The following is a 16,053-nucleotide window of genomic DNA, read 5'->3' on the forward strand; positions in this document are numbered from 1 at the left end:
AATATTTAAAATGATTGATTATAAATCTGTCGGACTCTCAGAAGATGACCTCAAAGAAATCTATAAATGGATGGATTTAGGCAGAAAAGTAGATGAACGATTATGGTTACTAAACCGTGCGGGTAAAATTCCCTTTGTCGTAAGTGGACAAGGTCAGGAAGCCACTCAAATAGGAATGGCTTATGCTATGAAAGAAGGAGATATTTCATCTCCATATTATAGAGATTTAGCATTTGTAACTTATATGGGTATTTCTCCTTATGATACAATGCTAGCTTCATTCGGTAAAAAGGATGATATTAATTCTGGTGGCAAGCAGATGCCATCTCACTTCAGTCATCGTGAAAAAGGGATATTATCTCAAAGTTCTCCTGTTGCAACTCAAATACCGCATTCAGTAGGTGCTGCTTTAGCTTTGAAAATGGATAAAAAACCTAATATCGCTACAGCCACTGTAGGTGAAGGAAGTTCAAATCAAGGAGATTTTCACGAAGGGTTAAACTTTGCAGGTGTACACAAACTACCTTTTGTTTGCGTCATTATTAATAATAAATACGCGATATCAGTTCCAAATTCACTACAATATGCCGCCGAAAAACTTTCTGATAGAGCTTTAGGCTATGGTATCCACGGTGAAACTGTAGATGGTAACGATCCTATTGCTATGTATAAAGCAATGAAAGAAGCTAGAACACGTGCATTAAATGGTGAAGGTGCTACCTTAATTGAGGCCGTTACAAATCGTATGACACCACATTCATCAGATGATGATGATACATATCGTACTAAAGAAGAACGAGAAGCTTTAAAAACGTATGATTGCAATCTTAAATTTAAAGATTATTTACTCGAACAAGGTATCATCGATCAAGCATGGTTAGATCAGTTAGAGCAAGCACATAAAGAAATTATTACCAAAGCCACAAAAGACGCAGAACAAGCGCCATATCCATCTGTAGATGAAACATATCAATTTGTGTATGATCCAGAAGGAGGTATTGGCAATGAGTAAAATGACTTATATTGAAGCGATACAACAAGCACAAGATTTAGCCATGGAACAAGATAACAATGTATTTATACTTGGTGAAGATGTTGGGAAGAAAGGTGGCGTATTTGGCGCTACACGTGGTTTACAAGAAAAATACGGTGTTGAAAGAGTAATTGATACCCCGTTAGCCGAATCTAATATCGTTGGTACTGCTATTGGCGCTGCAATGATTGGCAAACGACCAATTGCAGAAATTCAATTTGCAGATTTTATCTTACCAGCAGTTAATCAAATTATAAGTGAAGCAGCAAAAATGCGTTATCGTTCAAATAATGACTGGCAATGCCCGATTACAATAAGAGCACCTTTTGGTGGTGGTGTTCATGGTGGTTTATACCATTCTCAAAGTATCGAAAGTATTTTCGCTTCTACACCTGGGCTTACAATCGTCATTCCTTCATCACCTTATGATGCTAAAGGGTTATTGTTATCTTCTATTGAATCTAATGATCCAGTACTATTTTTTGAACATAAAAAGGCCTATCGCTTCTTAAAAGAAGAAGTACCAGAAGAATATTATACTGTTCCTCTTGGAAAAGCTGATGTTAAACGAGAAGGCAACGATATTACAGTATTTACATATGGATTATGTGTAAATTATTGTATGCAAGCTGCTGATATTTTAGCCGCTGATGGTATCAGTGTAGAAATTGTTGATTTAAGAACAGTTTACCCTTTAGATAAAGAGACAATTATTGAACGCGCCAAAATCAATGGCAAGATTTTACTCGTAACTGAAGATAATCTTGAAGGTAGTATCATGTCAGAAGTTTCGGCAATTATTGCTGAAAACTGTTTATTTGAACTTGATGCACCGATTATGAGGTTAGCTGGACCAGATGTACCTTCAATGCCATTTTCTCCGAATTTAGAAAATGAAGTTATGATGAATCCTGATAAAATCTTAGAAAAAATGAGAGAACTTGCACAATTTTAAGGAGGCAAAATTATGGATGTTAAAATGCCTAAACTAGGCGAAAGTGTTCATGAAGGTACAATCGAGCAATGGCTTATTTCTGTAGGAGACTATGTAGACGAATATGAACCCTTATGTGAAGTCGTTACTGATAAAGTAACCGCTGAGGTACCTTCAACGGTTTCTGGTACTATTACTGAAATCTTAGTTTCTGAAGGAGAAACAGTTCAAATAGATCATGTTATATGTAAAATTGAATCTTCTGAGTCAAATCAATCAACGAACACGCATAATAATAAACAAGAAACAGATGATAATAAGAATGAAACAACTGTTAATACAAACAATATGGATGTCTTAACTGATAAAACGCCAAAATCAGACTCAAGTGTTCACACTGATCAGAACGTTCGTCAAAATGAACAATCAAATACAGAATCAGCACCGTCACCACTAAATAATGGTCGCTATTCTCCTGTCGTATTTAAAATTGCTTCTGAAAATAATGTTGATTTATCACGTGTGCGTGGCACAGGTTTCGAAGGAAGAGTAACTAAAAAAGATATTGAAGCTTATGTGCATTCTGAGAAACAAAATTCTAAACTTAATAACAAAACAGAGCCATCTTTTGAAAATCAAGTGGCCAGCACTGATTCAAATCATACGCAACCAGGTCAGTCTATTCCGGTAAAAGGCGTACGAAAAGCAATTGCCCAAAACATGGTAACAAGTGTTACTGAAATTCCACATGGATGGATGATGGTTGAAGTTGATGCAACTAACTTGGTTAAAACGAGAAACCATCATAAAAACACATTCAAAGAGAATGAAGGATATAATTTAACCTTCTTTGCATTCTTTGTAAAAGCTGTTGCAGAAGCGCTCAAATCAAACCCACTCTTAAATAGTAGTTGGGACGGTGAGGAAATTATCATTCATAAAGACATTAATATTTCGATTGCAGTTGCAGATGAAGATAAATTATATGTTCCAGTTATCAAACATGCTGATGAAAAATCTATTAAAGGCATTGCTAGAGAAATCAATGAATTAGCACGAAAAGCTAGAAATAAACAATTAACTCAAGAGGACATGTCAGGTGGAACGTTTACGGTTAATAACACTGGTACATTCGGTTCTGTTTCGTCAATGGGTATTATTAACCATCCACAAGCTGCAATATTACAAGTAGAATCAATTGTAAAAAAACCTGTCGTGATTGATGACATGATAGCAATTAGAAGCATGGTTAATTTATGTATTTCGATTGATCACCGTATATTAGATGGTGTCCAAACAGGTCGCTTCATGTCGCAAGTAAAACAACGAATTGAGCAATTTACAGTTGAAAATACAAGTATTTATTAGTATGTAATAAGATGGCATAGCCTTGGACAACCTATTTGAACTCTATCGTTTAAATTAGTAGAATAACATTGAATAAATAAAAGATTGAAAGGTGATTCAAAATGGATTTAAATTTTGATTTATATATGAATGGTGTGGTTGAACAAGCTCGTAACGAAATTGAAAGTGCAGGATACGAGCAATTAACATCAGCAGAAGACGTTGATAAAGTATTACAACAAAATGGTACATCATTAGTAATGGTTAATTCTGTATGTGGGTGTGCAGGTGGAATTGCGCGTCCAGCAGCATCACATGCATTACATTATGATAAGTTACCAGATCGATTAGTTACTGTATTTGCTGGTCAAGATAAAGAAGCTACGCAACAGGCTAGAGATTACTTTGAAGGATATGCACCTTCAAGCCCATCTTTTGCTCTAATTAAAGATGGTAAAATTACCGAAATGATCGAACGTCATCAAATAGAAGGCCATGATGTAATGGATGTTATTAATCAATTACAAAGCCTATTTGATAAGTATTGCGACGAAAGATAAGAGGATTTACCGATGCTAAAGTTAAATCCGTATAAGATTGGATTTAGAACACTTAAAACTGCGGTAGGTATAACGCTAGGTGTCATTTTAGCCAAATGGATAGGACTTGATAATTATGCATCAAGTGCTATCCTCATTGTATTGTGTATCAAACATACAAAAGTTCATTCAGTACAAGCTATCGTATCACGATTTGTATCTTGTATTTTAATTCTACTATTCGGTTCACTTGTATTTAGCCTACTAGGTCAGAGTGCACTTGTTCTAGGATTAATTGTTTTATTATTTATTCCTATAACTGTCATGCTTAAGGTTCAAGAGGGTGTTGTAACGAGTTGCGTCATATTACTACATGTTTTTAATGCAACAACGATTAATTTACATTTAATTATCAACGAACTACTCTTATTAACTATTGGGCTAGGAATTGCATTCATCATGAATTTAATTATGCCGAGTTTGGATAAAACACTCGTTTCTTTCAAGAAAGAAATTGAAAAAGGATTCAAAGACATATTTATGGCATATAGTGAAGCGTGCTCGAATTATAGTAATGATTTGTCTTTATCTTTCGAGAAACTTCAGTTGGATATTCGTAAAGCGAAATCTATTGCATTTAGAGATGTTAAAAATCATTTTATTCGAAATGAAAACTCTTATTATCACTACTTTGATATGAGACAAGAACAACTTGAATTACTTCGTAGAATTAAACCTTTATTAAATCAAGTTACTGTCGACGATCCTCTATTGGCAGATGTATCACATTTAATGACAGAAATTGGTAATAATGTAAATAGTAACGACTATACTGCACTTCGTTTACATTCATTATATGAAATCCGTTTGTCATTAGATGAATTACCACTTCCTAAATCTCATCAATCTTTAAAATCACGTTCAAGTATGATGCAAATATTAAATGAGTTAGAAGAGTATCTAAATATTAAATCTCAGTTTGGTTCATTAAGATTGCATAATGAATTATAATAAGTTATTAAATAGAAAAGAGGCTAAGACGAGATGTTCGTCTTAGCCTCTTTTCTATAAATATTAATGCATCAATGGCACTAAACTTGTGAGTAGTAATGCTGCTATAATAGCGACTAACATTACAATAATTATAATTCTTAGTACTTTATTATTCACTATTTGACGCTCCTTATTAAAGTACTTAGTAACATGTACTTTACCAAATATATAAATTAACCATAAATGATTTTAATACAAATGGCAATCAATTTATTTTTGATATTGTAGAAAGTTAGTTAAAATAGAAATCAAATAAGAAAGGGGTTTTATCACAATGATAAACAGTCAACGATTACTTGAAACATTTCTAGAATTAGTGAAAATAAATTCTGAAACAGGTCATGAGGAAGTCATCCAACCCATTCTAAAAAAGAAATTTGAAGCATTAGGTTTACATGTTGCTGAAGACAGAGCTTCAGAAAAGTCATGGTTAGGTGCTAATAATCTTATATGTACATTGCCCGCAACAAGTGATAACCAAGATGTAGCTAAAATTTATTTCACTAGCCATATGGATACCGTAGTGCCAGGGTTAAATATTCAACCTCAAATTAATGATGATGGCTATATATACTCAGATGGAACAACCATCTTAGGTGCGGATGACAAAGCAGGATTAGCAGCAATTATTGAGACAATACAGTATCTTAATGACAATAAAATACCACATGGTCAAATTCAATTCATAATTACTGTTGGTGAAGAGTCAGGTCTTAAAGGTGCGAAAGAATTAGATAAATCACTCATAGACGCTGAATTTGGTTATGCTGTCGATGCTAGTCAACCTGTTGGTACAACAGTCGTACGTGCACCAACTCAAATGGTCATCAATTCGACTATTTTAGGTAAAACTGCTCATGCTAGTACGCCTTCAGAAGGGATTAGTGCAATTAATATTGCCGCAAAAGCAATAAGTCGTATGAAACTAAGTCAAATTGATCAATATACAACTGCAAATATAGGTAAATTTCACGGTGGTTCTGCAACTAATATTGTTGCAGATGAAGTCATGCTAGAAGCTGAAGCACGTTCTCATAATGAACAAAGTATTGAGCAACAAGTAGCACATATGAAAGAAATATTTGAGTCAACTGCGCAAGAATTTGGTGGAGAAGCCAAAGTAATGATTGAGAAAAGCTATCCTGGCTTTAAATTAAATGATGAAGATAAAGTTACGCAATATGCTATAAATAGTGCGAAAGAATTAGGATTAGCTGGTGATACTGTTATTGCTGGAGGTGGCTCAGATGGTAGTATTATTAATACATTTGGAATCCCTACAGTCATTTTAGGTGTGGGCTATGAACACATTCACACTACATCAGAACGCATTTCAATTAAGTCTCTCAACGACTTAGCAACACAAATTGTCAAAATTATTGAATTAGTAGCTAAATCGTAATTTAGTTTAGTGAAGTACATTCTAGTTTTATGATACAATACTATTGAAAAATTGAATGAGAGAGGTAAGTAATATGACTCAACAAATAGGTGTAGTAGGTTTAGCTGTAATGGGAAAAAACCTGGCTTGGAATATCGAATCACGTGGTTATAGTGTATCTGTATTCAACCGTTCAAGTGAAAAAACAGATGAGATGGTGAATGAATCTAAAGGTAAACAAATCCACCCAACATATTCTTTGGAAGAATTTGTGAATTCATTAGAAAAACCACGTAAAATTTTATTAATGGTCAAAGCTGGTCCTGCAACAGATGCAACAATTGACAGTTTACTGCCATTATTAGATGATGATGACATTTTAATTGATGGTGGTAACACTAATTATCAAGATACAATCCGTCGAAATAAAGCCTTAGCTGAAAGTGGTATTAACTTTATCGGTATGGGCGTATCTGGTGGTGAAGTAGGTGCCCTTACTGGCCCTTCATTAATGCCAGGCGGTCAAGAAGCAGCTTACAATAAAGTAAGTGATATATTAGATGCTATAGCTGCAAAAGCTAAAGATGGTGCATCATGTGTAGAATATATAGGACCAAATGGCGCAGGTCACTATGTTAAAATGGTTCACAATGGTATTGAATATGCAGATATGCAACTTATCGCAGAAAGTTATGCAATGATGAAAGATTTATTAGGCATGTCACATGAAGACATCTCTAGAACGTTTAAAGAATGGAATGCCGGTGAGTTAGAAAGTTATTTAATTGAAATCACAGGTGATATCTTTACTAAATTAGACGATGACAATGAAGCACTTGTTGAAAAAATCTTAGATACTGCAGGTCAAAAAGGTACAGGTAAATGGACTTCTATCAATGCTTTAGAATTAGGTATTCCTTTAACAATTATTACTGAATCTGTATTTGCACGTTTCATTTCATCAATTAAACAAGAACGTGTGAATGCATCTAAAGAATTAAATGGCCCTAAAGCAGAATTTACTGGTGATAAAGAAGCGTTCTTAGAAAAAATCCGTAAAGCTTTATATATGAGTAAAATTTGTTCATACGCACAAGGATTTGCGCAAATGCGTAAAGCTAGCGAAGAAAATGAATGGAATTTAAAATTGGGCGATTTAGCAATGATATGGCGTGAGGGTTGTATTATTCGTGCTCAATTCTTACAAAAAATTAAAGACGCTTATGATAATAACTCAGAATTACAAAACCTTTTATTAGATCCTTATTTCAAAGGTATTGTCACAGAATATCAAGATGCGTTGAGAGACGTAGTGGCAACAGGTGTGCGTAACGGTGTACCAACACCCGGCTTCTCTGCCAGCGTAAACTACTATGATAGTTATCGTTCTGAAGATTTACCAGCAAACTTAATTCAAGCGCAACGTGACTATTTCGGTGCACATACGTATGAACGTAAAGATAAAGAAGGTATCTTCCATACACAATGGGTTGAGGAATAATCACTAATGCTTTAGAGAAGCGCCTAAGACATATATAATATAATGATGCTATTTTGCAAAATCATAGTAGCTGACTGTATTAACAATGAACTTGTAACACGCTTCTTTCAAACCAACTCGAGGCTCTTGAAAATAGCATTTCATCAAGATATGCGACAAGCTAAGCAAGCTAGGAGTGAGACAGAAATAAATTTTGAAACAATACTATTTCTGTTTCACTCCCTTCTTTTTTGCATTTAGTGCAAACGATTGCACAAAATGATTGACTTCCTATAAGCAATTCTATACGATAAAAATATAGATGAATATGAAAGCGTTTACCATAAAATCTTAGTGAGGTGATATGCGACGGTTACAATTAAAGACGTTGCAAAAGAGGCTAATGTAGCTACATCTACAGTATCAAGAGTCATACAAAACAATCCGAAAATTAGTGATTCGACTACTATTAAAGTCAAAGCAGCTATGGCCAAATTAGGTTATATTCCTAATCAAGCGGCGAGAACATTAATAACAAATAAAACATTGACCATTGGATTAATACAAAAAAGTTCTGCGCCTGAAATACGTCAAAATCCCTTTAATAGCGATGTTCTCAACGGTATCAATCAGGCATGTAATCGAAGAGGCTATTCAACTAGAATGACTGTATCAGAGAAAAGCGCTGACCTATACGAAGAAGTAAAGACAATGATTCAATCTAAAAGTGTAGATGGCTTTATTCTTTTGTATTCTTTGCAAGATGATCCTGTAGAACGACTACTTCATGAGTTTAATGTGCCTTATCTGATTATTGGGAAATCTTTAAACTATGATCAAGTTATACACATCGATAATGATAATGTCGATGCAGCTTTTGAATTAGCAAAGTATTTGTATCAATTAGGTCATCGGTCAATGTTATTTTTACAAGAATCTGGACATTATGCAGTTACAGAAGATCGTACAGAAGGATTTAAACAATACTGTAACGACGTTAACATTCCTATTAACTACGCCGTAATAGCGTCTATCAAAGATTTGCGTGATTGTATAAAACACTATTGTATTGATGTTCGTCATAAGCCTACAGTGATTATAACGTCTGATGCTATGTTGAATATGCAATTATTAAATGTGTTGTATGAATATCAAATCCACATACCAAATGATATACAAACTGCTACATTTAATACATCTTTTCTCACTGAAAACGCAACGCCATCACAAACAAGTGTAAATATTAACCCAGATATACTTGGCCTAACAGCAGGTAATACAATCATTGATGTATTAGGAAATAAAGCTATTTCTTTTACTGCAAAAATGATTTCAACTCAAATAGTAGAAAGGGTATCAACTACAAAACGATAAAGGAGCATACTTATGACAAAAAATTGGTGGAAAGAAGCAGTAGCGTATCAAGTTTATCCAAGAAGTTTTAATGATAGTAATAATGATGGTATTGGTGATTTACCAGGTGTAATCGAAAAATTAGACTATCTCAAAGACTTAGGCATAGATGTTATTTGGCTAAGTCCAATGTATAAATCGCCTAACGATGATAATGGTTATGACATCAGTGATTATCAAGATATTATGGATGAATTTGGTACAATGGAAGATTTTGACCGTCTATTAAAAGGGGTACATGACCGTGGTATGAAACTCATATTAGATTTAGTCGTTAACCATACATCTGATGAGCATCCATGGTTTATTGAATCTAAATCTAGTAAAGATAATCCAAAAAGAGACTGGTACATTTGGGCAGACCCTAAAGAGGATGGTTCTGAACCTAATAATTGGGAGAGTATCTTTAATGGGTCAACTTGGCAGTTTGATGAGACAACGAACCAATATTACTTCCACTTATTTAGTAAAAAACAACCAGACTTAAATTGGGATAACCCAGATGTTCGTGAAGCAGTATTTAACATGATGAACTGGTGGTTTGAAAAAGGTATTGACGGCTTCCGTGTCGATGCTATAACCCATATTAAGAAAACATTTGAAGCTGGCGACTTACCTGTACCAGAAGGAAAGACATATGCTCCAGCCTTTGATGTAGATATGAATCAACCAGGTATTCAGAATTGGTTGCAAGAAATGAAAGATGCGTCTCTTAGTAAATATGACATTATGACTGTTGGAGAAGCTAATGGTGTTAATCCAGATAATGCAGAAGATTGGGTAGGAGAAGATAAAGGGAAATTCAATATGATTTTCCAATTTGAACATTTAGGTTTGTGGAGTACTGGTGATTCTCAATTTGATGTTAAATCATATAAAACGGTTTTAAATCGTTGGCAAAAGAGACTAGAAGGAATTGGTTGGAATGCACTCTTCATAGAAAACCATGATCAACCTCGACGTGTGTCTACTTGGGGGAACGATAAAGATTACTGGTTTGAATCCGCTACAAGTCATGCAGTTGTCTATTTCTTACAACAAGGTACACCGTTTATCTATCAAGGACAAGAAATCGGTATGACTAATTATCCTTTCGAAAGTATTGAAACATTTAATGATGTTGCTGTTAGAAATGAATATCAAATTGTCAAAGCGCAAGGTGGAGATGTTGATCAATTACTAGATAAGTATAAAATGGAAAATCGAGATAACTCACGTACACCTATGCAATGGGATGATAGTCCAAATGGTGGATTCACGGAAGGTGAACCTTGGTTCCCAGTTAACCCGAATTATAAAAAAATCAATGTTGCTCAGCAATTAGAAGATGCAGACTCTGTACTTAATTTCTACAAACAATTAATACAATTAAAAAAATCTCATGATATCTATACGTATGGCCAATTTGATTTGATTGATGCTGATAATGAAAATGTATTTGCATATAAAAGACAATTAGATGGCAAAACTGTAGTAGTTGCAGGTAATTTAACTGATAAACAAAGTTCATTAACATTACCTTTTGCTATCGATGACGAAGCAATCAAACTACACAATTACACAAGTCAATTAGACGTAGCATCACTCAAACCATTTGAAGCATTTGTCGCCGAAATTTAATTTATTAAAGACGAGGAAAAGACAATAATAGTATACTGTCTTTTCCTCGTCTTTTTAATTAGACTATATTCCTTGTTATTTAAGAAATGTAAGTAGATAAAAAGTACTCATTAATACTTATCATCGCATGACTTACATGTCATAATTTTCTTGTTCAATAGGCAACCATAATTGAATTTTAGTGAATGGGTCCTCAAATGAGATATCAAAAGGATAAATCTCTACATATAAGCTATCTCTTTCATATGGTAAAGTGAGTTGTAGACTGGATTCAATATAATACCAAGCTTCATTTACAGCATAATCGATTTCGCCTTGTAGATTAAATTTTGCATAATGTCTACCAGGCAATACTCTACTTTCTAAATGAGAAGGGTATCTATCACTTGGAACACCTATGAATAATTCTAAACCACGATCTAATGGGCAAGTAATTACAAATAACTCATATGGACTTATATTATTATACCTTTTCAAATCTTTAATTTTACCATCAAGAATTAAATCTTCTAAAAAATCGGGAACTTTATAAGGATTAGATAAATCGTTTGCTTCAATATAACGTACGTAACCTACTAATGCTATATCTTCTGTAGTATCTAGTCTATATGGATAAGGCGCTCGTTCAGTCGTTGTTAACTTTATATATAAACGTTCTTGTAATTTTAATTCATCTTTTTTGGTAGATGCTTGAATTGGTGAAATGCCATGGAAATCACTAAAGTCATTCGCAAAATCATTAGAACTATTGTAGTTATACTTTTTTGCGACATCTACTAACCTTGAAGAACTTTGAACCATTTCTTTAGCAGCTGCAGTCATTTTTCTTGCATGCGCATAGTGTTCAGGTGATTGTCCAACAATCATTTTAAATGATTGATCAAGATGGTAAGGAGAAAGACCAACGTAATCACTCAAATCTTGCAAATTAAACGGCTCTAACAAACGATCTTCGATAAATACAATTGCCTGTTGTATCTGCTTGATAACGTCCAAAACTCTCACTCCAATAAATATACAATCATTAACTTTTATTTTACCTTATTTTTTGAAAATATACATCTTAACATGTGCTATATAAAAAATTTTTTAAGAAGAATAGAAAAGGGGAGTGGACAGAATTCTATATAAATTCATTCATCCACTCCCAACTTGCTTATTAAATAAATATCTTTATGCTGAAACTCTCGCGCACAGTTGCTAAGAACTGAGATAAAGCCTAGTTTAAGTACATTCTCAACTCTGTGTACTTGCTCAGAAATCTCAAAATATTATCTTTGCTCCAGATGCAAAGTCATAGTTATAAATTGATGATTTATTGAATATCATCCCACCAGTGATTACCGTCTCTACTTAACAATAAATCACTTTCTAGTGGGCCATTTGTACCAGACGCATAGTTAGGGAAATTAGGTTCATTCATTGTCCATTCATCTTGAATAACATCCACAAATTTCCAAGTTGATTTTAATTCTTCCCAATGTGTAAAGTTTGTTGCATCACCTTTTAAACAGTCAAAAAGTAAATTTTCATAGGCGTCTACTGTGTTCATTTTATCTTGAGCACTCATAGCATAAGATAGTTGTACAGGTTCAGTATCAATACCTTGAATATTCTTTTTCGCGTTTAAATGTAAAGATATACCTTCATTAGGTTGAATATTGATAACTAATAAGTTCGAGTCTAATAATTTATCTGTTTGATAATACAGGTTCATTGGCACTTCTTTAAATTCAACCACAACTTGTATCGATTTCGACTTCATACGTTTACCAGTTCTAATATAGAATGGTACGCCTGCCCAACGGAAATTATCAATAGTTAATCGGCCTGAAACAAATGTAGGTGTGTTTGAATCTTCAGCAACACGATCTTCATCTCGATAAGCGATCACTTTTTGACCATCAATAAAGCCTTCATCGTATTGACCGCGTACGAAATTTTGTTTTACTTCTTGTGGGTCCAGTTGTCTAAGTGACTTCAATACTTTAACTTTTTCAGCACGAATATCTTCACTGTTCAAACTAATCGGCGCTTCCATCGCAAGAAGTGCAACCATTTGTAACATATGGTTTTGAACCATATCTTTCAATGCACCACTAGATTCATAATAACCTCCACGATCCTCAACTCCGAGCACCTCTGAAGACGTTACTTGTATATTTGAAATATATTTGTTGTTCCATAACGGTTCAAACATCGCGTTTGAAAAACGTAAAACTTCAATGTTTTGCACCATATCTTTACCTAAGTAATGGTCTATTCTATAAATTTCTTCTTCTTTAAATGATCGTCTTAATTGATTATTTAATTGCTCAGCTGATTTCAAATCACTGCCAAATGGTTTTTCTATGACTAATCGTTTAAATCCATTTGTATCAGTTAAACCTGATGATTTTAAGTAATCTGAAATAATACCGAAGAATTGAGGTGCCATTGCTAAGTAAAATAAGCGATTACCTTTTAATTGATATTTTGAATCTAATTCATTAGAGAAGTTCAATAATGAATTGTAGCTTTGTTCATCACTTACGTCATGTTTAAAATAATATACGTGTTCCATAAACGCATCGATCTGTGATGTATCTTTAACATGCTTTTGAATAGAACTTTTAACTTGTTCACGAAATACTTCATTCGTGTAATCTCTACGTCCAATTCCTATGATAGCGATATGTTCGTCTAAATTATCTTGTTGAAATAAGTGAAATAATGATGGAAATAGCTTTCTATGACTTAAATCTCCGGTTGCACCGAAAATAGTAATTAAACAAGGAATATGTTTAGAATGTTTACTCAAGTTCAAAACCTCAATTCTTTTAATACTATGATTGTATTATTATAAAATATATTTGCACCGCTTCAAACTTATTTGCCTAATTTTAATGTTTCTACAAAGGCACTTGAATTATGGAATGATGCACAATTTAATATCATTATAACTCAAAATGAAACACATGCATTTATTTTATGACTTTTTATAGCAAAATAAATCACATATGATAAAATATAATGAAAGAAAAGGAGGCATATGCATGGAAGTTACATTCTTCGGAACAAGTGCGGGGTTACCTACTAAAGAGAGAAATACGCAAGCGATTGCTTTAAACCTTGAACCTTTTTCGAATAGTATATGGCTATTTGATGTCGGAGAGGGCACACAACATCAAATTTTACATCATTCAATTAAACTTGGAAAAGTTGACCACATTTTTATAACGCATATGCACGGAGATCACATTTTCGGATTACCTGGTTTATTAACGAGTCGTTCTTTTCAAGGTGGGGAAGATAAACCATTGACAGTTATTGGCCCTAAAGGATTGCAACAATACATTGAGACTTCTTTAAGATTATCCGAATCTCATCTAAATTATCCAATCACATATATTGAAATTGATAATCAGTTTACATATCATCATAAAGGCTTTACAGTTAGTGCCAAATTATTAAATCATGGTATTCCTTCTTATGGTTATCGCATTGAATCTCCAACAACGCCAGGGACTATTGATGTCGAAGCACTCAAATCAATAGGTTTATATCCTGGGCCTAAGTACCAAGAAGTAAAGGCTTATTATAATTTTGAACATGAAGGCCAAATTTATAATTCTGAAGATTTCAAAGGACCAGCTAAACCTGGACCAATCATCTCTATCTTTGGAGATACGAAACCTTGTCAATCAGAGTTAAGCATAGCAAGAGATTCTGATGTAATGATTCATGAGGCTACTTATATTGAAGGCGAAAAAACATTAGCCAATAACTATCACCATAGTCATATTGATGATGTTTTTTGTTTGATAAAGCAAGCTAATGTTAAGAAAAGTTTAATTACGCATTTGAGTAATCGTTATAATTATGATGAGATAGATACTATTAGACATCAATTAAAAGCTAAGGAAAATGTTCCTCACTTTGAATTTGTTAAGGATTTTGATACTTTCAAAATTTAAAACAATATATTTTTTAAATACTAGTGGCAATTTTATTTCGTAGAGAGGGAGTGGGACTGAATTCTTTTTAAATTCATCGTCTCACTCCCAACTTGCTTTGCTTGTAGAATTTCTTAGTGAAATTCTCTTTGTTGGGGCCCCGCCCGCAGGGATGACTTGAACTGAGAAAAGCTTGATTTAAGCGTCTTCTCAGTTCAGTCAGCTACTGCGAATTTGCAAAATAGCTTCATTATATTAATTATATCCCAGCCTATTTTCTCTATATATTAATTTAATTATCTTCATTTTTTGATAATTCAACACTACGTTGAACTGCTGCATTTAAACAATCTTTAAATATTGCCTCAATATCATGTTGTGCTAGGGCATTTAAACCTGCCTGTGTCGTTCCACCTTTAGAGGTAATATTTTTGCGCAATTGTTCCATACTTAAATCTGATCTTTCAATCATTTTACTTGTACCGATAATTAAATTTTTAATTGATTCTTCAACTTGATCCTTTCCAAGCCCTAAATCTGTTCCTGCTTTAACATACTGTTCAAAAACATGATATAAAAAGGCTGGACCACTTCCTGTAATGGCTGTTACTTGGTGTAAATGGTCTTCGTTCACTTCAATTACCGAACCAAACGCATTAACTAAATCAATAACTTCTTCTTTTGATTTTGGTCCGAAATTTCCAGAAAAACTAATACCTGTCACTGAATGACCCACTTGGGCATTCGTATTAGGCATGATTCGAGCGATTGGATTTTCAACTTGTAATTGTTCTTGGATATAGTTAATAGGTAAACCAGCCATGATAGAAATAAACCGATTGTTTTCATTAATAAACGGTTGAATACGTTGAGCTACTTTTTCGAAATCATAAGGTTTAGATCCTAAAAATACATAATCGGCATCTTGGAGTAACTTTTCATCGTCATAACTATATTCAACACCTAATTCTTCAGCGAAATTTTTCAAAGCTTCCTCATTAGATTTATTCGTTAAGTAGATATCATGTGACTTTAATTTTTTAGAATTAATAATTCCTTTGAAAATTGCTTGTGCCATATTACCTGCACCATAAAAAACTAATTTCATTGACAACATCATCCTCACTCTTTAATTTATAAACCCATAGTAACATATAAGTGGCACTTCTTTTTATAAAAGTTAGTGCCACTATACGCATATGCTTTAGCTTAGGTGAACCTTTGGGTGATTTTTTACAATTCGTTGTCCCCTCCCAGCTTGCTTTGCTTGTGGAATTTCTTAATGAAATTCTCTCTGCTGGGGCCCCGCCCGCAAGGA

14 protein-coding genes are annotated in these 16,053 nt (G+C 33.7%); 10 read left to right on the plus strand and 4 right to left on the minus strand.

All coding sequences use genetic code 11. The features are described from left to right. Positions 1-10: 10 nt before the first annotated feature. From KA878_RS12020 to KA878_RS12040, 5 genes are all read left to right on the plus strand, one after another. Positions 11-1,012, plus strand: a complete 1,002-nt coding sequence (locus tag KA878_RS12020) for a thiamine pyrophosphate-dependent dehydrogenase E1 component subunit alpha (RefSeq protein ID WP_070854983.1) — start codon at positions 11-13, stop codon at positions 1,010-1,012. Next, a complete protein-coding gene (locus tag KA878_RS12025; protein WP_193839301.1) occupies positions 1,005-1,988 on the plus strand; it encodes an alpha-ketoacid dehydrogenase subunit beta in 984 nt (327 codons plus the stop codon). The genes KA878_RS12020 and KA878_RS12025 overlap by 8 nt, the downstream gene beginning before the upstream one ends. Before the next feature lie 12 nt (positions 1,989-2,000). Further along, positions 2,001-3,335: a dihydrolipoamide acetyltransferase family protein gene (locus tag KA878_RS12030; RefSeq protein ID WP_193839302.1), complete on the plus strand. Its 1,335-nt coding sequence runs from the start codon at positions 2,001-2,003 to the stop codon at positions 3,333-3,335. A 101-nt stretch (positions 3,336-3,436) separates the two neighbouring features. Further along, entirely contained in the window at positions 3,437-3,874 is a 438-nt protein-coding gene (brxB, locus tag KA878_RS12035; RefSeq protein WP_070854986.1) for a bacilliredoxin BrxB, read from the plus strand. A 12-nt stretch (positions 3,875-3,886) separates the two neighbouring features. Beyond that, positions 3,887-4,864 (plus strand): aromatic acid exporter family protein, encoded by a 978-nt coding sequence (locus tag KA878_RS12040; protein WP_193839303.1) that lies wholly within the window; start codon positions 3,887-3,889, stop codon positions 4,862-4,864. A gap of 63 nt (positions 4,865-4,927) precedes the next feature. Here the strand turns inward: KA878_RS12040 and prli42 are convergent, their stop codons facing one another. Further along, positions 4,928-5,023, minus strand: a complete 96-nt coding sequence (gene prli42 / locus KA878_RS12045) for a stressosome-associated protein Prli42 (protein WP_154392014.1) — start codon at positions 5,021-5,023, stop codon at positions 4,928-4,930. A gap of 157 nt (positions 5,024-5,180) precedes the next feature. Between prli42 and KA878_RS12050 the strand changes: the two genes are divergently transcribed. From KA878_RS12050 to KA878_RS12065, 4 genes are all read left to right on the plus strand, one after another. Then, positions 5,181-6,308 carry a M20/M25/M40 family metallo-hydrolase gene (locus KA878_RS12050; RefSeq protein WP_193839304.1) on the plus strand — a complete coding sequence of 376 codons (1,128 nt, stop codon included), beginning with the start codon at positions 5,181-5,183 and terminating at the stop codon, positions 6,306-6,308. Between the two features lie 73 nt (positions 6,309-6,381). Then, entirely contained in the window at positions 6,382-7,788 is a 1,407-nt protein-coding gene (gene gndA, locus KA878_RS12055; RefSeq protein ID WP_193839305.1) for an NADP-dependent phosphogluconate dehydrogenase, read from the plus strand. A 357-nt stretch (positions 7,789-8,145) separates the two neighbouring features. After that, positions 8,146-9,141, plus strand: coding sequence for a LacI family DNA-binding transcriptional regulator (locus tag KA878_RS12060; RefSeq protein WP_193839969.1), 996 nt, complete (start codon positions 8,146-8,148; stop codon positions 9,139-9,141). 12 nt (positions 9,142-9,153) lie between these two features. Then, positions 9,154-10,800 (plus strand): glycoside hydrolase family 13 protein, encoded by a 1,647-nt coding sequence (locus KA878_RS12065; RefSeq protein ID WP_193839306.1) that lies wholly within the window; start codon positions 9,154-9,156, stop codon positions 10,798-10,800. Between the two features lie 132 nt (positions 10,801-10,932). Here the strand turns inward: KA878_RS12065 and KA878_RS12070 are convergent, their stop codons facing one another. Further along, positions 10,933-11,796 (minus strand): AraC family transcriptional regulator, encoded by an 864-nt coding sequence (locus KA878_RS12070; RefSeq protein ID WP_075109097.1) that lies wholly within the window; start codon positions 11,794-11,796, stop codon positions 10,933-10,935. Between the two features lie 319 nt (positions 11,797-12,115). Then, on the minus strand, positions 12,116-13,600 hold the full coding sequence (gene zwf, locus KA878_RS12075; RefSeq protein ID WP_053029463.1) for a glucose-6-phosphate dehydrogenase: 1,485 nt from the start codon (positions 13,598-13,600) through the stop codon (positions 12,116-12,118). Between the two features lie 235 nt (positions 13,601-13,835). On the opposite strand from zwf, the gene rnz reads away from it, so the two are divergent. Further along, positions 13,836-14,756 (plus strand): ribonuclease Z, encoded by a 921-nt coding sequence (rnz, locus tag KA878_RS12080; RefSeq protein ID WP_193839307.1) that lies wholly within the window; start codon positions 13,836-13,838, stop codon positions 14,754-14,756. 271 nt (positions 14,757-15,027) lie between these two features. Here rnz and proC read toward each other — a convergent pair whose 3' ends face one another. Next, positions 15,028-15,843 carry a pyrroline-5-carboxylate reductase gene (gene proC / locus KA878_RS12085; protein ID WP_107629496.1) on the minus strand — a complete coding sequence of 272 codons (816 nt, stop codon included), beginning with the start codon at positions 15,841-15,843 and terminating at the stop codon, positions 15,028-15,030. Positions 15,844-16,053 lie beyond the last annotated feature (210 nt).

It is taken from the genome of Staphylococcus sp. GDY8P57P (assembly GCF_017892585.1).
In the GTDB taxonomy this organism is placed as follows: Bacteria; Bacillota; Bacilli; order Staphylococcales; family Staphylococcaceae; genus Staphylococcus; species Staphylococcus borealis.